The organism is Niallia sp. (genome assembly GCF_031978665.1).
Classification (GTDB): domain Bacteria; phylum Bacillota; class Bacilli; order Bacillales; family Cytobacillaceae; genus Niallia.
This window is the reverse complement of the sequence record NZ_DALZDK010000031.1, coordinates 46,160-67,058: the sequence shown is the minus strand read 5'-3', so window position 1 is coordinate 67,058 and position 20,899 is coordinate 46,160. Positions and strand designations below refer to the sequence as shown.

Genomic DNA, 20,899 nt, shown 5'->3' with positions numbered 1-20,899 from the left:
GAGGGCTCTTTTTTGTTCAAGTCCCCGAAAATCCTTCTAACAGGAATGCTCCTATTTTGATAGTTAAGGTAACAGGAAATAATAATGAAAACCAAAAAGCACAGGCAGTCGAGGCAAAGTGGCGTTCATAAAGAAAAGGAAAGTCGAAATTCGGCTTTCCCAATCGCTAAGTCAACAACCCACGACTGAAGTCACGGGCTTATAAGGTCTTGAAATCTTTGGAGTTTACAGCGGACAACAAGACCAATGTCTTGCCCTTCAAATCACGCTAGAGATACTGTTTGGGCTCCAAGCAACCCGTTTGTATTATTAAACCACAACTGTTTGCAGTAGTAGTATATGTCTTCTTTGCTTTTAGCCAAGAAAGAGAATGTCGGACAATTGAGTTAGCAGAAGCTAACTCTTGTCCGAAGCCGATTCATCTTACGACTGAAGTCACGAGGCTTCTCGGCTAAAGCCTAAAAATTATCACCTAAATCCCAATAAAAGAATTACTTTACATCCGCCAATAGTTGATCTTTAAAGTGCATTGCCCTCTCGTCTAAGTAAAAAGCTTTTATGGCAACTTCGATCGCTAGTCGATTAGACGAATGCATAAAGTTGCTACCTAGTATTCTTTCGAGCTTCTCTATTCGGTGATAAAGGGTCTGACGCACGATAAATAATCGCTCTGAAGTTTCTTTTTTATTACCGTTACATTCTAAATAGATAGCGAGCGTTTTTAGGAGCTCACTATTATTCAATCGATCATACTCCATTACTTTTCCTAGATGAATAGAGATATAGTCTTTTATTATGCTAGTTTTTGATAAGGGAAGTACTAAATGATAGATGCCAATTTGCTCATAAGTATGACAATCAATTAATCCTTTTTGCTTTAAAAGGACGATTTGCTTTGCCTCTTCATAGGCAATTTTTGCATTCATAGGTTCATGATGGATAGAACTAATTCCGAAAAAAGCTGGTGAAGGGAAATAAGCTTCGGTAAGTTCTATTAATTTATCAGTAATTTGTTGCAAATTAACTAATTCTATTTTTGGGGGCTGCATAAATAGAATTACTATTAATTCTTGGTGACGGTAGGAGATAAGTGGATGGAATCCTAATTCCTTAAAAAATGGTCGTAATAACATTAAGAGATAGAGTCTAAATTCTTCGCCTTTTCTAGAGACGCCTTGCTCTTCTTCCAGTAGTGGCCAGCAAATAAGTCGGAAAGAATGTGAAAAAAAGTGCATAGGTAAAATATTTTTAAGCTGATTACTTTCCAATGTTTCCATGTTGAGGAGTGAATGAACAAGCTCTGCCTCGTCGCTTTGCTTTCGTTCTTCCGTCGTTCGATTGCGAAGGAGAATATGAGAAAGTGCAATAGATGCTCGGTCTAAAATAAGAGCGGTGAGCTCTGGAGATGGAAATTGTTTATTTTCTATAAGGAGATAGCCCCATATTTGATCGAATACTTGTACTGTATTCAAACTATACGATTTGTTATTTAAATAAAAGGGTGTTAATGCTTTCGTTTCCTTCAGATGATTATGTATATATTCTCTAATGATTGCTTCTGTTTCCCCTTGATTAGTAGGATAATAGTATTTTTCATTGCTGGCAATAAAAAAACAGGGACAATGGAAATAAAGAGATAGTTCTTGTAGGATTTTTAAAATTCCATTTGGCTGTAATGAAAGTTTATTGAAATTCTGAGATAGGCGGTCCAAATCCAACATATTTTGATGATGGCGGTTAATTAACAGAGAATGAAGATCTTGGGTAATATCAATAAATCTTATCGTTTTTTCAAAAATAATAATCGGGAAATTATTCTTTTCTGCTAACGATAAAATATCGCTAGGAATTGCCCGAATGGAAGAACCTAATTCAATGCATAATCCAGCAGCATGTTTTTTTATCAATGTTTCTATATAGTTCCATTGGTTAGCAGAGTCTAATAAACTAATTCCAGTCGTTAAGATTAATTCCCCTCCATTGATAAATAGATCGATCTCCTTCACTTCTAAAATGTGACACCATTTAATTATTCTATTTAATCCATTAACACCTGTCAGTACTTTTGCATGCTGAAATGTATTTCTTTTTAATGCTTCTTCAACCGTTAATTCTCCAAGCACCATTTTCAATACCCTCCTAAATGTGAAATATAAAATTAAAATATTTGACAAAATGTAAAATGAAAATAGTGAGAATAATCTGTAAATTATATAGTATCTTAGTTAACATGCCTCGTCAATTAATTGTCCTATCTTTTGAGAACAATCTAAAACGTAAGGATACTTAACTTGTTTTTAAGGAGCTGGTTCCATGGAAAAAATAAAGACAGATTCATTAATCGAAAAAGATCAAGGCAATGTTTGGCATCATATTTCTCCATATGTTGAAGAAAGCCCTGCAATGATCGCGGTAAAGGGAGAGGGCTCTTGGATTATTGATCATAATGGTAATCGTTATTTGGATGGAATGTCTGGGCTATGGTGTGTCAATATCGGATATGGAAGAGAGGAATTGGCTAAAGCGGCTTATGAGCAAATGAAAGAGTTATGCTATATGCCGTTAACACAGAGTCATATTCCCGCTATAAAGCTTGCAGAGAAAATCAATGAATGGCTAGAAGGAGAATACATGATTTTCTATTCAAATAGCGGTTCGGATGCGAATGAGGTTGCCTTTAAATTAGTTCGTCAGTATCATCAGCAAAATGGAGAGCATGGTCGCTATAAATTTATATCCAGACATCGTGCTTATCATGGGAGTTCAATGGGAGCTTTGTCGGCGACAGGACAGGCACTGCGAAAATATAAATATGAACCACTTGCCAGTGGGTTTCTCCATGTATCCCCTCCAGATTCCTATCGAAAACCAGAAGATATGTCAGTAGAGGCATTTCATTCTATGTTGATCGAGGAATTGGAGAAAAAAATAATCTGGGAACAAAAAGAGACGATTGCAGGGATTATAATGGAGCCATTGATAACAGGAGGCGGAGTATTAATTCCGCATCAAGCTTATATGGAAAAGGTACAAGAGCTATGTAAAAAATATGGAATCCTACTTATCATAGATGAAGTGATTTGTGGGTTTGGAAGAACGGGTAAAAAATTTGGACACCAACATTTTAATATCAAACCTGATATCGTAACGATGGCTAAAGGGTTAACCAGTGCTTATTTACCATTATCTGTAACAGCAGTAAAAAAAGAAATATTTGCGAAGTTTAAAGGAACAGAAGAAAATGTCCATTTTCGCCATATCAATACATTTGGTGGAAATCCATCTTCTTGTGCTGTTGCATTAAAAAATCTTGAAATATTAGAAAAGGAAAATTTAGTAGAAAAATCTGCTAACAGTGGAAAGTATCTTTTTGAGCAATTTAAATTTAATTTAAGTAGTCATCCAAATGTGGGAGATATAAGAGGATTGGGGCTTGTTTTAGGGATAGAGCTAGTCGAAGATAAGCAAACAAAGTCGCCTGTTTCGCATAAATACATTGCTAAGATTATTACAGAATGCAAAAAGGCAGGACTGATTATTGGGAAAAATGGTGACACAGTTGATGGATATAATAATATTCTGACACTTAGTCCTCCATTATCTTCAACGGAAGATGATCTAAACTTTATTGTTTCTGTCTTAATGAAGGTTCTTCAAAATAATCAATTGGTTTAGAATCTAAATATCTATAAATTTATTATGAAAGGAAATCTAACATATTTAGTGGTGATTTTTATGGAATATTATTAATTTTCCATAAAAACCATTTACTAAATATGGCTATCAGATTATAATAGGAAAATCTTATCCTATAAATGTTATGAAAACTAACATCATCGTTGAATTCTCCGTCGTTTTACATTAATACCAACTAATCTACTTTTTTCTTCACTAACATACTTATTAAACATTCATTTAAATACAATAAAGTACTTCGACTAAGCACAGCATTTTTAGCATGACCGGCACAGTTTGAGGAAGTGATCGGTAAAAGAATCATTTCGTTCGAACATAAGCGCATTGTATTTTTTTTCATTCGCTATAACCAATTCGAAGGAGGTCGTTTATGAGCAAATCTAAAGGTATGCTTTCTTACGAACAGTTACTGTCTAATTTTTCTGAAGTAGAAGCAGCATTATCTAACCAGGAGGCATTAGAAGAAGCAAATCGCTGTCTATATTGTTATGATGCGCCTTGTATTACTGCCTGTCCGACTGGTATTGACATTCCTAGCTTTATTAAAAAAATTGCTTCGGGAAACTTGAAAGGATCTGCGAAGACTATTATGTCAGCAAATCCTGTCGGGGCAAGTTGCTCAAGAGTTTGTCCGACAGAGGAATTGTGTGAGGGAGCATGTGTGCTGAATTACTCGACAAAACCAATTATGATTGGAAATCTTCAGCGATATGCAACTGATTGGGCAATGAAAAATGAACAGGTACTTTTTAAACGTAATGTTCCGCAAAGGAATAAGAGCATCGCGATTGTCGGCGGTGGGCCAGCAGGACTTTCAGCAGCAAGAGAACTCGCGTTACTTGGATATAGAGTAACGGTTTTTGAAGCAGAAAGTAATGCGGGAGGTTTAAATACATATGGGATTGTCTCCTTCCGTCTTCCAAAAGAAGTTTCTTATTGGGAAGTAGAACAAGTGAGAAATTTAGAAGTTGATATCCGAACGAATACAAGAGTCGGTGAGGATGTTTCCGTACAAGAGATTCTTGAAAACTATGACTCTGTTTTGCTTGCTATTGGAATGGCGAATGTACCTAATATAGGGATTTCAGGGGAAGAATTAACAGGCGTATATGATGCGATTGAGTTTGTTAAAGAAACAAAGACAAAGCCATTATCGACAAATTTAATTGGAAAAAAGATTGCTGTTATTGGCGCTGGGAACACGGCAATAGATGCGGCTACTTGTTCCATCCGTTTAGGAGCTGAAAATGTCAAAATTGTATATCGTCGGACACAAACAGAAATGGCTGCATATGATTTTGAGTATGAGTTTGCCAAACAGGATGGCGTTGAATTTAGATGGCTTACTGCACCGAAAAAAATAATTGGGAATGAAAAGGGAGAGGTCATCGGCTTAGAATGTGTCAAAATGATGCTTGGAGAACCAGATGAAAATGGTCGAAAAAGACCAATTGAAATAGGAAATTCAGAGTTTATTTTGGAAGTAGATGCTGTAATTAAGGCCATTGGGCAAACCAGATATATTGAATTAATCGAGCAATTCGGAGTAGAGCATGATCAAGGAATTGTAAAAATTCATTCTACGACGTATCAAACAAGTAATAGTAAGGTATTTGCATGTGGTGATGTTATTTTTGGAAAAGGGCAAGGCGAGGCCATGGTTGTATCAGCGGCACAGCAAGGGAAGGAAAGTGCCTATCGAATTCATCAATCTTTGCTTTCGAGCCAGATGGAAACCGCATAATAAAGGAGGAATAGAATGGCAGACTTACGTGTTAATTTAGCAGGTATTCAATCACCAAATCCTTTTTGGCTAGCTTCTGCTCCACCGACGAATTCTGGTTATCAAGTGCAGCGTGCCTTTGAGGCAGGATGGGGAGGTGCTGTATGGAAAACACTGGGAGAGCCGATTTTAAATGTATCCTCTAGGTTTGCAGCTGTAAGCTTTAATGGACAAAGAGTTGCAGGATTTAATAATATCGAATTAATTACCGATCGGCCGTTAGATTTAAATTTAAAGGAAATATATGAAACGAAGAAAAGATTTCCGAACCATGCGATAGTTGCATCCCTAATGGTGGAACCGAAGCAGGAAAAGTGGCATGAAATTGTTAAGAAGGCAGAGGCAGCAGGCGTTGATGGCTTAGAGCTTAATTTTGGTTGTCCACATGGGATGGCAGAAAGAGGAATGGGATCTGCATCTGGGCAAGTACCGGAACTAGTCGAAAAACAGACTTATTGGGTAAAGGAAGTAGCACAAACACCTGTCATCGTAAAATTAACCCCTAATATAACGGATATCACCGCCACTGCAGAAGCAGCAGTGAATGGAGGAGCCGATTCCATTAGTATGATTAATACGATTAATAGTCTTGCTGGAGTAGATATTGATACATGGGATACGATTCCTCATGTTGCTGGAAAAGGAGCACATGGCGGCTATTGTGGTCCAGCTGTTAAACCAATTGCTTTACATATGGTAGGAGAATGTGCAAGAAATCCGCTAATTAATATTCCTATCTCAGGAATTGGCGGAATCTCCAATTGGCAAAATGTCGTAGAGTTTATGTTAATGGGAGCCACAAATGTTCAAATATGTACAGCTGCTATGCACCATGGCTTCCGAATTGTAGAAGATATGATTGATGGATTGAATAATTACTTAGATGATAAACAGATTTCTTCCGTTATGGAGTTAGTAGGAAGATCAGTACCGAAATATTCGGACTGGGGAGACTTAGATTTAAATTATCAAATTGTTGCCCAAATCAATAAGGACGTTTGCATCAATTGTAATAAATGTCATATCGCTTGTGAAGATACAAGTCATCAATGCATTGATATGCTAAAGGATAGTAATGGAAAAAGCTATTTAAAGGTAAGGGAGGAGGATTGTGTAGGCTGCAATCTATGTTCAATTGTCTGTCCAGTTGATGGAGCAATTGAAATGATAGAGGTGGCTAATGGAATGCCAGCTATGACATGGAATGAACGTCAAGCAGTAATTGGAGCATTTCCGAATGTATTAGGGATAGGAAATAAGTAAATTTCTACAGTTAAAAAGGTTATGTAAGAAAGTAAAAAATTAACTGGAGGTATGAAAATGAAAAAAATAATAAAAAATGGTTGTGTTGTAACTGCTAGTGATACGTACTATGCAGATATTGCAATCGAAAATGGAGTAGTAACCCAAATTGCAGAGAACTTAACGGATCTTCAGGCAGAAATCATTGATGCAAAAGGAATGTATGTTTTACCAGGAGGGATTGACCCACACACTCATTTAGATATGCCGTTTGGCGGTACGATGACAAAAGATGATTTTGAAACAGGGACAATGGCTGCTGCGTTTGGAGGCACGACTTCCATCATTGATTTTTGTTTGACTATGAAAGGAAATAGTTTAAAAAGCGCAGTCGATACTTGGCATGCCAAAGCTGATGAAAAAGCAGTGATTGATTATGGATTTCATTTGCAAATAGTAGAAGTTACAGATCAGGTATTAGCAGAATTGCCAGAAATGATAACGGAAGAAGGCATTACCTCCTTAAAAGTTTTTATGGCTTACAAGAATCAATTTCAAGCCGACGATGAGACATTGTTTAAAACGTTAGTAGCAGCAAAGGAATTAGGTGCATTAGTCATGGTTCATGCTGAAAATGGAGATGTAATTGATTATTTGGTAAAAAAAGCTTTGGCAGAAGGAAATACGGATCCGATTTACCATGCATTAACAAGACCACCAGAGGCAGAGGGGGAAGCAACAGGAAGAGCTGCAACATTAACACAGCTAGCCAACTCACAGCTTTATGTTGTTCATGTTTCTTGCGCGGAAGCAGTTAAACAATTAGAAGAAGCAAGAAAAAAAGGTGTAGATATTTGGGGAGAAACATGCCCTCAATATTTAGTGCTAGACCAATCCTATTTGGAAAAGCCTAACTTTGAAGGAGCAAAGTATGTCTGGTCTCCTCCATTAAGAGAAGCGTGGAATCAAGAAGTACTATGGAATGCATTAAAAACAGGTCAGCTGCAAACGTTAGGATCGGATCAATGCTCGTTTGATTTTAAAGGGCAAAAGGATTTAGGAAAAGGTGATTTTTCAAAGATTCCGAATGGTGGACCAATTATCGAAGATAGAATGAGTATCTTATTTTCAGAGGGAGTTAAAAAGGGGAGAATCAGCCTAAATCAATTTGTAGAGATAACTTCTACTCGTGCTGCAAAGCTATTTGGATTATATCCGAAAAAAGGAACGATTGCGATTGGCACAGATGCTGATATCGTCTTGTTTGATCCAGAAGTAGAAAGAACAATCTCTGCTGAAACACATCATATGGCAGTGGATTATAATCCATTTGAAGGAATGGAGATAATAGGAGAACCAATCACCGTACTATCCAAAGGAGAATTTGTAATAAAGGATAAAGTATTTGTAGGGAAAGCAGGAAATGGTCAATATTTAAAACGTGCAAAGTATGGAGAAGAAATAGCGTTGAAAAGTAAATCGCTAACAACGAAATAATGTACGATTTTAGAAGTCTTAATATTCTGAATAAAAAAGGAAGGTGCTTATATGTCTCAAAAAAGTAATTATTTAAAATCTCCTGATTTATTGCCGATTAGTCATGAGAAACGAAATATTGGACCATTTGGCTTTGCTGTTATTTGGGTAGGGATGGCGATTGTGCTTGCGGCATTTGCAATCGGCGGGGGAGGGATTGTAAACCTTCCTTTAGGTTTAGTCATTCTAGCAACGCTCCTCGGTTCGGTAGCAATTGGGATATTAATGACCATTATTGGCGATATAGGAGTAGAGCATGGATTATCTTTCCCTGTTTATATGAGGGCACCATTTGGAACAATTGGTACACACATTCCTTCTATTGTAAGGGGAGTTACAGCGGCCTGTTGGTTTGGGATAAATACGTATTTTGGTTCGACTGCCATTAACGCCATTTTAAATTTATTATTTGGTTTTAACAATTGGCTTTTATGCTTCTTTCTTTTTGCTGGTTTGCAATTATTAAATACTTCATTGGGCATAAAATCGATTGAACGATTTGCTGATTTGGCAGCACCTATTATTATTCTAATTTCCTGCTGGATGTATGTAGCTTTGTCTGATAAAGCTATTGCAAATGGAAAGGATATATGGACTTGGGTGGAAAGTCCTGTAACAGGGGGAGCTGCTTTTACAGCATTTATGGTAATTGTTATGAGCAATATGGGTTTTTGGGCAACACTAGCTGCCGATATGCCTTCTCTTTCTCGATTTTTTAAAGCACCAAAGGAAGAGAGAAATTGGTTTAAAAGAAATAGAACACAGCTACTAGGAAGCATTGTGGTCATGCCGATTGTAAATACGTTTATGATTATCATTGGCGCAGTTTCGTATATGGCTGTTTCAAACGCGGATCCAGTAGTCGCATTGCAAGAAGCAGCAAGTGGTTTTGCATTAGGAATCTTATTGTTAATGATTGTTCTTGCTCAATGGTCTACAAATACATCGGCTAATGTTATACCAGCAGCTACTATTTTTTCAAATGTTGGTGGACCGAAGATGCCGTTTTGGGTTGGCGTAGTAATTGCGGGAATTATAGGTGTAATTGCACAGCCATGGAGCTTGTTTGAAGTTTTAAATAGTGCCTTGCTTGTCATCGGTGGAATTTTAACCTCGATTGTTGGAATTTTATTTGCAGATTACTATCTTTTAAGAAAAAGAAGGGTAAATGTCATCGATTTATATGAACCAAATGGCCAATTCCGTTATATGAAAGGAATAAATCTGGCAGGGTTCATTGCTTGGATTGTCGGTGGAGTGATTGCAAACCTTCTTTCTTCTTATTCTTCTATTGTTGGTTTTGTTGTAGGATCAGGACTTTATTATGTCTTAGCAAAATATTGGTGGTTTAAAAAATATCCACAAGCAGAAATAGAGGATCCGAGTGATGAAAAATATTTAGGAATTACAGTAAGTCATGATTGGTATATTGATGCAGCAGAAGAGGAAGTTTCAAAGCTAGATGATGCGATTGTGGAAAGAGTTTAGTTTAAAAAGGAGGAATTAGATGTCCGACTATCAGCAATTCCTACATGAGCGTGATCAAATAGATTATTTTATATCGGACGGGTATCGAATAAAAAATATAACAGAAGACTTAAATGGTGCAATTATTCAATTAGAAAAACTTGATAGGAGTAATAGTCTAATAGAGAAACAAATGCTACGAATCCATACTGCTGATGGGAGAAAATATTTTTCCGTTCTGTTACTAGAACAATTAAAAATGCAGCATTCTTCAAATAGTTAAAAAGGAGTGGATAAATAGTGGAGGGACAAAAGCTATTAGTGAATGGAGAACGTTTAAAAGCTTCATTAGAAAAATTTGCTGACTTTGGACGTACAGAAAATAATGGAGTCACACGACTTGCTTTGTCAAAAGAAGATCAGGATGCCAGAAATTTTTTTCGAAGCTGCTGTGAAGAACTAGGGATGAGTGTAAAGATTGATGATATGGGAAATATGTATGCACTCTTAGAAGGGGAAATGGAGAAACCGCCGATTGTAATGGGATCTCATTTAGATTCTGTTAAAAAGGGTGGTCGATTTGATGGAGTCTTTGGAGTTGCTGCAGGTCTTGAGGTAATTGGAACGATTGTAGACAATAATATCAAACCAACGATTCCTTTAATGCTTGTTAATTTCACAAATGAGGAAGGGGCAAGGTTTGAACCCTCAATGATGGCTTCTGGGGTTATCACGGGAAAGTTTGAAAAAGAATTAATGCTGCAAAAAAAGGATGAAAATGGAATTACTTTTGAACAGGCATTAAAATCGGTCGGCTATGATGGGGATAGTGGCAATCGTCTAAAAGAAGCTACAGCATTACTGGAAATGCATATTGAGCAAGGTCCTGTTCTAGAAGCAGAGAATGTAACGATTGGCATTGTCGAATGCGTTGTTGGAATGGTTTGTTATGAAATAACGGTAAGTGGCGAATCGAATCATGCTGGCACGACACCTATGTCTATGAGAACGGATGCCCTTTTTTCCGCTAATAATGTGATAGCAGCAATTCGAAAGAAGCTTGGAGGATTGGATCATGAATTAGTTTTTACAATAGGCAGAATGAATACTTATCCTAATATTCATACTGTCATCCCAAACAAAGTGGTTTTTACATTAGAGGCACGACATAAGGATCCACTTATTATAAAACAGGTGGAAAGTGTAATTCATGCTTTAGATACTACTGTTGAGCTAGAAGGCTGTAGCATGGCAGCGATAAAGCTATGGGATAGAAATACCGTCTGGTTTGATGAAACGATATTAGATCATATAGAGAAATCGGTAAAATCCTTAGGCTACTCCTATAAGACAATGGCGAGCGGAGCAGGACATGATGCACAATTTATGGCAAGCATTGTCCCTACGGCCATGATTTTTGTACCAAGTATCAATGGGAAAAGTCACTGTGAGGAGGAACTCACCCCATGGGAGGATTGTGAGAAGGGAGTAAATGTTTTGTTAGAAACGGTATTAAGTTTGGGGAAGTAATTAATGTTAAAAGAAGATCGAGGAGAATTGAAATATTGAAAGTTTTAATGGAGGCTGGCTAAATATTGGGCTAGCTTCTATTTTTGGAAATAAAAGAAGGCTTCAATAAGCGGGAGATATGCAGGATAGGTGAATGTTATTATTTTGAAGTGTTTTCCTCGTAACTAGAAAGCAGTTTGTTCTATAAAAGAAACGAGAATAGTTAGAAAATTGAAAAGGATTAATTGACTCTGGGCAACTATAATGATAAAATGTTCTTAAATAAGAACGAATCTGTTGAATATAATTAAAGACTTAATATTTTTCTCTTTTGTCAATTCGTTCTCTTTTAAGAACGTTTTATTTGTAAGAAAACTTGATGAAGTCTAACATGGCATTATGAAGAAAATGAAAGTTGGTGGATTCATTGACATTAGTAGTGGAAGAGGAAAAAGGAAGTATATCTTTTTTTAGCATGCCTGGTGTGAAAAAATCGTATATGAAACCAAGAATTGTAGCATTAATTCCTGCTCATAACGAAGAAAAGTCGATAAGAGATTGTTTAGCTGGGCTAAATGATCAATTGCTTCCAAAAGGCGTTGAATTAGATGTGTATGTAATCGCAGATAATTGCACGGATCGTACCGAGGAAAAAGCAATAAAGGCAGGGGAAGAATTTGGCTTAAATCTAAAAGTAATTGTTACAGAAGGAAATAAACTTCGTAAGGTTGGCGCTTTAAATAGTGGATGGAAATTATTATATGGAGATATTATGGATTTCTATCATATACAGTTAACGGAATCACAAGAATTATATAAACAAAGTATTAAAGCGATTCTTGGGATGGATGCGGACAGTCGTTTAGCTCCTAACTGTTTAAAATATCTTTGGGAAGGGTTGATGAGTGGCCGTAACATTGGTGGAGTAATGGCTAAGTATACAATGCGTATGCCGAAAAAGAAGAGCTTATTAAGCAAACATGATGTCTATTATGAAGAAAAGATAGCAAGTGGTGAGTATGGTGGACCAATTAGTAGATGGTGGACACATCAGCAAAAACAAGATATGGCAAGCTGGCTGTTAGATCTGCAATATCATGGTGGTAGTACCTATGTGCTTGGAGGCCAAGCAACATTATTTCGACCAGAAGCATTGCAAGAAGTAGTAAACCATAATAAATTGGATGGACCATGGCAAAATGATAGTGATGTAGAAGATATGCTGCTTACTTGGCAATTGCAGAAATCTGGGTGGAAAACGCTTATTAGTCCAAAGGGACGCTGCTTTGTAGATGCAATGCGTTCTTATCATACCTTTAGAGAACAACGAAATAAGTGGAATTCAGGGACAGTTGAATTGCTCACAAATAAAGATTTAAGCATTCAAACAAGGCATAAGGGGAAAATTTGGCGAAACCAGCTGAAGTCATTATCAGATTTAGTAATACGGGTACTCTTTGTTGTTTTATTGAGTGTAGCACTAGCGACAGATCAATTTTATTGGTCCTGGATTTGGCTAACTCCGATTGTATTAGCATCTATCCTTAATACCATACTTGCCATCAAAACTCCGATGCACCGGACAATAGATGTCATTTTTGCAGCACTACTAATCGCTCCAGAAATTTATTTATGGGTAAATTTAATGACATTTAGTCAAGTATGGCTGCAAAAACTGTCTTCTAATAAGAAAGATGGGTGGGCAAATCAATATGCTGCAGAGTCAGGAAAAACGCGCAGTAAATTAGCCCAAGGAATGTTGCTTGGAACGATAGCCGTTTTAATTATCGGGTATGTATGCTTCCACTATCGCGGTTATTTAACTAGTGAAGCAGTTCAACAATCAATTAGTCCTTATTTAATGGGTGGTTGGATAACATTGACTTACTTAACAATTTTAAAATCATTAATGATGGCTCATCAAATTTGGACATTGCGCGGGAGACATACAGCTTAACTCTAAAACAATAAAACGTTTGGATAATTTATCTAAGCGTTTTTATTTTGCATTTTATCGAAAAAATAAGTGGATTCCTCTCTCTTTTATCTATAAATTTTATTGGCATTTCTTTAGCAATAAGTTCCCCACCTAATTAGTAGGATGAAAGACGAGATCTAAGCAGGGAATAGTTACTGGTTATAAGCCGATTGATTAAACAACTGATCAATAAGGGATAGTATCCCCCATTAATTGAAGTTTCCCTTTATCTTTGATAAGAATTTGCTTGTTTCCGATTAACGATAGAATTCCTTTATCCACAAACTTTGCAAGTTTGCGGCTAATTGTTTCTCTTGTAAGACCTACATAGCTAGAGATTTCTTCTCTTGTAATCGGAAGATTAATAAGAATAGTATTTTGTTTTTCTGTTCCAAATATCTCACAAAATTCTAGTAGCATATCGGCGATTCTAACTTCCGGGTCCTTCGTTGCTAACGTTCTCGCTAAATCCTCTGTATGGGATAAGCGCTTTGTAATTGTTTTTAAGAGTTTGATAGAGATGCCTGGATTATTTGCCATAATTTGATCAAAATCCTGTTTCTTTAATAAACATATCTTTGTATCTTCTAATGCATAGGCGCTTATGTTCATGACCGTATCTTCATGAAAGAGATTTTGTTCTCCGAAGAAATCTCCTGCGGTTAACAGATGGACAATTTGTTCCTTTCCATGAATTGTTAATTTGGATAGTTTTATTTTTCCACTATGAATAATAAAAAGGGATGTTGATTTTTCCCCTTCCTCGATAATTACTTCTCCTTTTTTATATAGCTTATGGTATACAAAGGAAGTTATTTTTTGAATTTCAATTTCAGATAAGGAATGGAAAATTGGCACACGCTTTGGACATGGATCTGTTTCAAGTCGTAGCATATAAACACCTCAATAAAGTTTGTGTATTTTTTCACATTTAATAGCATGGATATCTGATTAAATTATAACAAGGATTGATTTGTGATTTCAATCCTATTTTACATCCATTTTTTCTCCTATACTAAAGCTATTCTACTAAAGGAGAGTGTTCAAAATGAATTCTGTTTTTACAGAGGATACAAAAACAGGTGATATTATTATTCAATTTCCAGCTGCCAGTAAGCTATTTAAAGAATATAAAATTGATTTTTGCTGTGGAGGAAATCGTCCAATTGGTGAAGTAATTAAATCACAACAATTGGAGGATAAGGATTTAATAAAAGTTCTCAATATTATGTATGAGCAAATGCAGACAACGGAAGAAATTGACTGGATGACTATGCCGCTAACAGATTTAGTGAACCATATCATTCATCATTATCATGCAAAAACAAGGGATTTACTAGAAGAATTATCTGCATTTGTGAGTAAAGTATACCGTGTGCATGGGGAAAGAGACTCTCATTTGAAAGAAGTATATACCCAATTTTTCTTATTAAAAGATGAATTAGAACAACATTTGCTTGGAGAAGAACAACGAATTTTTCCAAAGGTTATGGAATATGACTTGAATAATTCACTAGAAACTCTTGAAGAAGCGAGAGCAGAAATAAATATTTTAGAAAAAGAGCATGAAGGAGCAGGCGACATACTGAAGAAAATTCGTCAAGCGACGAATGATTATGAACTGCCTATGGATGCATGTAATACGTATCGGTTAACGTATTTAAAATTAGAAGAGTTGGAAAGCTTAACATTTGATCATATTCATCTAGAGAATAATGTTTTATTTAGAAGATTATAAAGGACTGGTAGTAGAATAGAGAAGACTTAAAGAGAATGGAGCCTATTAAAAAAATAGGCTTTTTTATCATAGGAGATGTCCTTTCGATACGTATTATTATATGCATTATGGTAAAATGTGTATGAATATTGGATGGAAAGGACGGGATGTGTGCATGAAAATAGGTTGGATAGGATTAGGAAATATGGGTGTTCCAATGGCCATAAATTTAGTGAAGGCTGGCTATGAATTAACGTTTTATAATCGCACTCCTAATAAAGGGGAAGAACTGATTGAGCTTGGTGGAAAAAGGGCCCAATCATTAACAGAATTAGTAGAGAAAAGTGACCTAATCTTTACAATGGTATCTGATGATAATGCCGTGAAAAGTGTTTATCTTGAAAACGGAATTTTATCACATGCAGAAGCAGGAAAAATATTTATTGATATGAGTACTGTTTCCCCACAAACGTCTCAATTAATATACAACACTGCGTTAGAAAATGGCGTGAAATATCTTGATGCTCCTGTTTCAGGAAGTGTTCAGCCAGCAAAGGAAGGAAAATTACTCGTTTTAGTTGGCGGAGATGAAGACGTGTATGAACAGGTGAAATCTGTATTTGAACCAATGAGCAAGCTATCTATTTATCTCGGTAATTCTGGAGCTGGCAGCAATGCTAAGCTAGCGATTAACCTTTTATTAGGAATCACTGTACAAGGAATTGCTGAATCCGTCCTTTTTGCGGAAAAACAAGGAATTAAACAAGAGGACATGTTAACCATTATTAACGAAAGTGCGGTTGGAACAGCTATATCCAAAATGAAAACATCGTCTATTTTAAATAATGAATTTCCAGCAGCGTTTGCCTTGAAGCATATGGCAAAAGATTTACGGTTAGCAAGTGAAACGGTAAAATTGCAGGAAATTGGAGCATCTGCAAATAAAACTTATCAGTCTGCACTTGAAAATGGGCTTGGAGAATTAGATGTAATGGCTGTTTTGAAAGAGTTAAAAGGAGATGGATCAACATCGCTTTAATGCGGTGTTAGATTCATCTCCTTTACAAGTTTTACACTTGTTTCATACTAGTGAGACTTTCAAGTATATTCATTGCCGCAATGACTTCATCCGCAGAATACGTTCCCATTAGCTGAAGAGATTCCTTGGGATTAACAGCATGCACAGCAATCTTTTGCAGAGCTTCTGTTTGATTGTCGACAATATTTAAATCAGCTAAATTGGTAGGAAAATCAAGCTGCTGATAATAGGACAATAATGCTACGATTTCATCTATACGATTTTCTAAGGCAAGCTGTACTAAAATGCCGTATGCAACCTTTTGACCATGAAGAATCGTATGTGTTTCTTCGATAAAGCTTAGGCCGTTATGAATGGCATGTGAGCCAGACATTCTGCCATAGCGCCCACCAAAACCACCTACTGTGCCAGCTAAGGTGATGACTGCTTCAATCGTTTTTGTAAAGCTTGGTGTAACAATACCTGCTTCACTGTTTTGTACTGCTTCAATGCTTTCATTTAGCAATATATCGCGTATGAAAACAGACTGGTTTAATGCTGCTTGTACAAATAAAGATTGTGATCGATCATCATTCGCATTGCGAATAATCGCTTCTGCTTCATACCACTTTGTTAATGTATCGCCAATGCCACTTTTTAAATAATCAATCGGTGCATGAATTAAAAAGGACGGATCAACTAATGTTAAATAGCTGGAGCGACGATGATAGGCTACTCTTTCAAATACACCTTCTGGCGAATAAATCACGCTTAATGGAGTACTTGCCGCACAGGTTCCAGCAACGGTTGGAATTAAAATAACCTCCATTTTCAATTTATCTGCGATAGCTTTAGCCGTATCTAAAATAATGCCACCACCAATTCCGATGATTACATCAGCAGCTGTACAGGATTGGGAAATTTGATCTACTGCTTGTTGGGAACTATAGCCTGCATGCTGAATAATTTGCCAGTCGGTAGGAATGGAATCGATATACTGAGAAAAAGCTTGAAAAGACTTATAGCCTGTTATGATTGTAGGAGATTGAAAAGGGGACAGTAAACTATCTAAATCCTTTAGAATTCCTTCTTTGCAAATATATTGATTAGGGCCACTTCTGACGATATCCTCTGGCTGGATTTGCATTATATTTTCCTCCTTACAGTTATCTAAAATGAATAAATTCTATTATTCTAAAAATTATACAACTTTCGGGAAACGAAAAGTAGGTGTTTTTTTCAAAAAAATCAAACGTTTAGAATCAAGTAATGAAAAGAATGCTTTATAAATTTGTTATAGTAAAGAGAAGTATAATCTTTTTGGGGGAATCCTATGATTATTTGGATTAATGGAACATTTGGATCAGGGAAAACTACTACAGCCTATGAGTTAGAGAAAAGAGTAGATAAAGCATTTGTTTTTGATCCAGAAAGATTTGGATATGTGTTAATGAAAAATATTCCGATGTCTTTACAAAAGGATGATTTTCAAGATTTTCCTATTTGGAGAGAGACAAACTATTTATTATTAAAACAAATTGCCATCCATTATGATGGAATCATTGTAGTACCGATGACAATTACGAATGAAGAATACTTTCATGATATTATTTCTCGATTACAGAATGATCAAATTATTGTTAAGCATGTTACACTTATGGCATCAAAAACTACGATTAAAAAACGGTTACGTAGCAGATTAGAAGGTGAAGATTCCTGGGCATATAAGCAAGCAGAAGCTAGATTAAAGCAACTAAAAAGACCTTTATTTAAAGAACATATATTTACAGATGATTTAACTGTAGAGGAAGTACTAGATAAAATTGCACAGGTAACAGGCTTAAAACTGAGAGAAGATGAAAGAAATCTATTTAGAAAAAGAATGGATCGATTCTTGATTAAGCTTAAGGAGATTAGCTTTTTTAAGTAAAGATAAATAAATAAGATGAATTATGGTGGTACACATTGAAAGATATTATTTTTCGTTTATTAGATTTTATAAATAATTCCAAAACAAAAGATACAAATTATTTCATTGCACTAGCTCTATTAAAGGATGTACATCGTATTGCTAATATGAATATCAGCATTTTGGCAGAATCCTGCTACACATCTCCTGCCGCCATTACGAGATTCTGTAAGAAAATTGGCTACGCCTCTTTTCAAGAATTTAAAGATATTGCTAAAAATGACAGGCTAGAAAATTCAGTGGATGAATATATTGATCAGGGATTACAAGGGAATGAAGTTGGTGCAGAGCTTCAAAAGCAATTTTATCAAAAAATGGTAGAATGGCTTGAGACGATGGAAAAAGGTATGGATTTTGCGAATGTGAGAAAAATTTTAGACATTATCCATCATTCTAAGAAGGTTTCCTTTTTTGGAACCCAATTATCACAAGCAATGGCTCAAGACTTTCAGTATCGCTTAGTAAAGTATGGAAAATTTGTTCATGCTTTTTCAGATATACAAGAGCAAATGGAGGAAATAGCAGAATTAGACGAACAATCTGTTGCTATTATTACAAGTCCTTCTGGAAGGTTTATAGAAGGAAATAAGGAGTTAGTTCAATCCATTCAAAAGAGTAAAGCAAAAATAATTATTATTACTCATAATGAAAAGGTGCCATTTATAGACTCAGCTGATATGGTATATCGTCTCCATGGAAAAACATATGATCGAACAGGTTTCTCCTCAGAGCGATTTGATCTTATGTACTTTTTTGATTTTGCAATTGCATTTTATCAAAAGCTTTACCCGATTACGAGCATAAATTAATTTCATGATGTTAGAGAATTCTGTGTTATCACTATAATAATAGGGTAATTTCTTTGCTTTGACCTACTATTTTTTAATTGGTACTATGAGTACGAGGTGACATAATAATGGAAAAAGATTTTCGAGCAGTAGTCGTTGATAATAAAGATGGAAATTTTACAGTAGAAACAAAGCGTGTAGTTTTAGAAGATTTATCGTCTGGTGAGGTAGTGATAAAAGTTCATTATTCTGGAGTAAATTACAAAGATGGACTTGCTAGTACGCCGGATGGAAAAATTGTGCGCTCCTTTCCACATATTCCAGGTATTGATTTGGCAGGTATTGTGGTTTCATCAGAAGATAGCCGTTTTAAAGAAGGGGATCCTGTCATTGCTACTAGCTATGAAATTGGTGTATCTCATTCTGGAGGATATAGTGAATATGCACGTGTACCGGCAGAGTGGATTGTTCCGCTACCAGCAGGATTAAGTCTGAAAGAAGCGATGATTATTGGGACAGCAGGCTTTACGGCGGCTCTTTCTATACAACGTTTACAGGATAATGGCGTGAAGAAAGAGAATGGTCCAGTATTGGTTACAGGTGCTACTGGTGGTGTAGGCAGCTTCGGTGTAGCGATGCTTTCTAAATTAGGTTTTGACGTCGTTGCAAGTTCTGGAAAGAAAGAGGCCGCGGACTATTTAACAAGCATCGGAGCATCAAGTGTCATCGGAAGAGATGAAGTGTATAACGGCAAGGTAAAGGCATTGGACAAGCAATTATGGGCAGGAGCAGTTGATCCTGTCGGTGGGGAATCATTGGCTGCAATTATTAGTAAAATAACATACGGTGGCTCTGTCGCAGTAAGTGGATTGACAGGTGGAGGAGCAGTACCGACAAGTGTATTTCCATTTATCCTACGAGGAGTGAACCTTCTTGGAATCGACTCTGTTTATTGTCCAATGGAAATTAGACAAAAGCTATGGGAAAGAATTGCAACCGATCTAAAGCCAGAAGACCTTACTTCTTTTATACACAAAGAAGTTTCTTTACAGCAGCTGCCTGAAGAGCTACCTACCATTTTAAAAGGCGGAATTACAGGAAGAATCATTGTTGCTGTTGAATAAAAAATAGATGAGGCTGTTCCTATGGAATAGCCTCTATAAATGATAGAAAGGATGAAACAAATAAGTATGCTCTATAAACCTCGGACTGCCTCAACAGAAATCCTCGTTTTACAATCATTGAGTCTACGGTTGGAACTTAGTTCAAATGAGAAGCAGTATTTAGTTAATCTACTAAAAGGAATGGAAGGAGAACGAGCGTTTGATAGAATAACGGAAAATCTTTTAGTGGACTGTTATATCATCAATGATTTATTACTTCAAACGAATAATAGCACTTTTCAGATTGACTCCACTATTATCACAACAGAAGAAATTCATCTATTTGAAATAAAGAATTATGAAGGAGATTATTACTATCAAAACGATCGCATCTATACGATCAATCATAAAGAAATCAGTAATCCAATCAATCAAATAAGAAGAAATGAAACACTATTTCAACAATTACTGCAAAAACATGGATGGGAAAATAAAACAATCACGTCCTCTGTTGTCTTTATTAATCCTGAGTTTACCCTCTATCAAGCACCTCTATCTTTACCATTTATTTTTCCAACACAAATCCAGCAATATTTAAAAAGAATAAATCCTCATTCCTCAAAGCTAAATAAGTATCAGAAGCAACTGGCTGAAAAATTAACAGCCTTGCATATCACCAAATCCCCTTTTTCAAAATTACCACCATATGAATATAAAGAATTAAAGAAAGGTATTTACTGCAAGGCATGTAATTCATTCGAAGTAATAGAAGCAGGAATGAATGTGGTATGCGAAAAATGCGGGTATCAAGAATCAGTCGAAACAGTGGTATTACGCAATGTGGAAGAACTTAAGTTACTTTTTCCAAGTGAAAAAATAACAACATCTCTACTATATGATTGGTGTAGAATCATTCATTCAAAAAAAAGAATTCGAAGAATATTAGAAACTCAGTATAAGATAGCAGGGGCGAATCGTTGGAGTTACTTTGAATAGTTTTGAAAGAATTATAGATGTTAGTAATGGTAACAGAGAGCGCGTCTCTAAGCCCGCGAGCAGAAAATCGCAGAGGAAAAGGTAACAGAGAGCGCGT

Annotated in this window: 18 protein-coding genes; 15 read left to right on the top strand and 3 right to left on the bottom strand. The window is 36.1% G+C overall.

The annotated features are described in order from the left end of the window. Nucleotides 1-281: 281 nt before the first annotated feature. Nucleotides 282-455: a hypothetical protein gene (locus RTL21_RS16760; protein ID WP_312097436.1), complete on the top strand. Its 174-nt coding sequence runs from the start codon at nt 282-284 to the stop codon at nt 453-455. A 36-nt stretch (nt 456-491) separates the two neighbouring features. On the opposite strand, the gene RTL21_RS16755 is transcribed toward RTL21_RS16760, so the two are convergent. After that, nucleotides 492-2,126, bottom strand: coding sequence for a PucR family transcriptional regulator (locus RTL21_RS16755; RefSeq protein ID WP_312097435.1), 1,635 nt, complete (start codon nt 2,124-2,126; stop codon nt 492-494). Between the two features lie 187 nt (nt 2,127-2,313). On the opposite strand from RTL21_RS16755, the gene RTL21_RS16750 reads away from it, so the two are divergent. From RTL21_RS16750 to RTL21_RS16715, 8 genes are all read left to right on the top strand, one after another. After that, nucleotides 2,314-3,675 carry an aspartate aminotransferase family protein gene (locus RTL21_RS16750; RefSeq protein WP_312097433.1) on the top strand — a complete coding sequence of 454 codons (1,362 nt, stop codon included), beginning with the start codon at nt 2,314-2,316 and terminating at the stop codon, nt 3,673-3,675. Nucleotides 3,676-4,066: 391 nt separating this feature from the next. Then, nucleotides 4,067-5,440, top strand: coding sequence for an NAD(P)-dependent oxidoreductase (locus RTL21_RS16745; RefSeq protein WP_312097431.1), 1,374 nt, complete (start codon nt 4,067-4,069; stop codon nt 5,438-5,440). Nucleotides 5,441-5,455: 15 nt separating this feature from the next. Then, nucleotides 5,456-6,742 (top strand): NAD-dependent dihydropyrimidine dehydrogenase subunit PreA, encoded by a 1,287-nt coding sequence (preA, locus tag RTL21_RS16740; protein WP_312097429.1) that lies wholly within the window; start codon nt 5,456-5,458, stop codon nt 6,740-6,742. Between the two features lie 57 nt (nt 6,743-6,799). Next, the gene (hydA, locus tag RTL21_RS16735; RefSeq protein WP_312097427.1) at nt 6,800-8,218 is read left to right on the top strand and encodes a dihydropyrimidinase; all 1,419 of its coding nucleotides are present in this window, start codon (nt 6,800-6,802) and stop codon (nt 8,216-8,218) included. A 51-nt stretch (nt 8,219-8,269) separates the two neighbouring features. Beyond that, nucleotides 8,270-9,745, top strand: a complete 1,476-nt coding sequence (locus tag RTL21_RS16730) for an NCS1 family transporter (RefSeq protein WP_312097425.1) — start codon at nt 8,270-8,272, stop codon at nt 9,743-9,745. Nucleotides 9,746-9,764: 19 nt separating this feature from the next. Further along, nucleotides 9,765-10,007: a hypothetical protein gene (locus RTL21_RS16725; RefSeq protein ID WP_312097423.1), complete on the top strand. Its 243-nt coding sequence runs from the start codon at nt 9,765-9,767 to the stop codon at nt 10,005-10,007. Between the two features lie 17 nt (nt 10,008-10,024). Then, nucleotides 10,025-11,254, top strand: a complete 1,230-nt coding sequence (locus RTL21_RS16720) for a Zn-dependent hydrolase (protein ID WP_312097422.1) — start codon at nt 10,025-10,027, stop codon at nt 11,252-11,254. Between the two features lie 454 nt (nt 11,255-11,708). Further along, complete coding sequence (locus RTL21_RS16715) at nt 11,709-13,190, top strand: glycosyltransferase family 2 protein (protein WP_312097444.1); 1,482 nt, start codon at nt 11,709-11,711, stop codon at nt 13,188-13,190. Nucleotides 13,191-13,397: 207 nt separating this feature from the next. Here RTL21_RS16715 and RTL21_RS16710 read toward each other — a convergent pair whose 3' ends face one another. Then, a complete protein-coding gene (locus RTL21_RS16710) occupies nt 13,398-14,105 on the bottom strand; it encodes a Crp/Fnr family transcriptional regulator (RefSeq protein WP_312097421.1) in 708 nt (235 codons plus the stop codon). A gap of 154 nt (nt 14,106-14,259) precedes the next feature. Here RTL21_RS16710 and ric point away from each other — a divergent pair, with 154 nt between their 5' ends. Next, nucleotides 14,260-14,949, top strand: a complete 690-nt coding sequence (ric, locus tag RTL21_RS16705; RefSeq protein WP_312097419.1) for an iron-sulfur cluster repair di-iron protein — start codon at nt 14,260-14,262, stop codon at nt 14,947-14,949. Nucleotides 14,950-15,103: 154 nt separating this feature from the next. Further along, complete coding sequence (locus RTL21_RS16700; RefSeq protein ID WP_312097417.1) at nt 15,104-15,967, top strand: NAD(P)-dependent oxidoreductase; 864 nt, start codon at nt 15,104-15,106, stop codon at nt 15,965-15,967. 31 nt (nt 15,968-15,998) lie between these two features. Here RTL21_RS16700 and RTL21_RS16695 read toward each other — a convergent pair whose 3' ends face one another. Then, nucleotides 15,999-17,087: an iron-containing alcohol dehydrogenase family protein gene (locus RTL21_RS16695; RefSeq protein WP_312097442.1), complete on the bottom strand. Its 1,089-nt coding sequence runs from the start codon at nt 17,085-17,087 to the stop codon at nt 15,999-16,001. A gap of 192 nt (nt 17,088-17,279) precedes the next feature. Here RTL21_RS16695 and RTL21_RS16690 point away from each other — a divergent pair, with 192 nt between their 5' ends. The 4 genes from RTL21_RS16690 to RTL21_RS16675 all read left to right on the top strand — a co-directional run bounded on the left by RTL21_RS16690 (nt 17,280) and on the right by RTL21_RS16675 (nt 20,802). Then, nucleotides 17,280-17,876, top strand: coding sequence for a DEAD/DEAH box helicase family protein (locus RTL21_RS16690; RefSeq protein WP_312097415.1), 597 nt, complete (start codon nt 17,280-17,282; stop codon nt 17,874-17,876). Nucleotides 17,877-17,911: 35 nt separating this feature from the next. Continuing rightward, on the top strand, nt 17,912-18,724 hold the full coding sequence (locus RTL21_RS16685) for a MurR/RpiR family transcriptional regulator (RefSeq protein WP_312097413.1): 813 nt from the start codon (nt 17,912-17,914) through the stop codon (nt 18,722-18,724). Between the two features lie 107 nt (nt 18,725-18,831). Next, nucleotides 18,832-19,827: an acrylyl-CoA reductase family protein gene (locus tag RTL21_RS16680; RefSeq protein WP_312097412.1), complete on the top strand. Its 996-nt coding sequence runs from the start codon at nt 18,832-18,834 to the stop codon at nt 19,825-19,827. A 39-nt stretch (nt 19,828-19,866) separates the two neighbouring features. Then, on the top strand, nt 19,867-20,802 hold the full coding sequence (locus RTL21_RS16675) for a nuclease-related domain-containing protein (protein ID WP_312097411.1): 936 nt from the start codon (nt 19,867-19,869) through the stop codon (nt 20,800-20,802). Nucleotides 20,803-20,899: the final 97 nt, after the last annotated feature.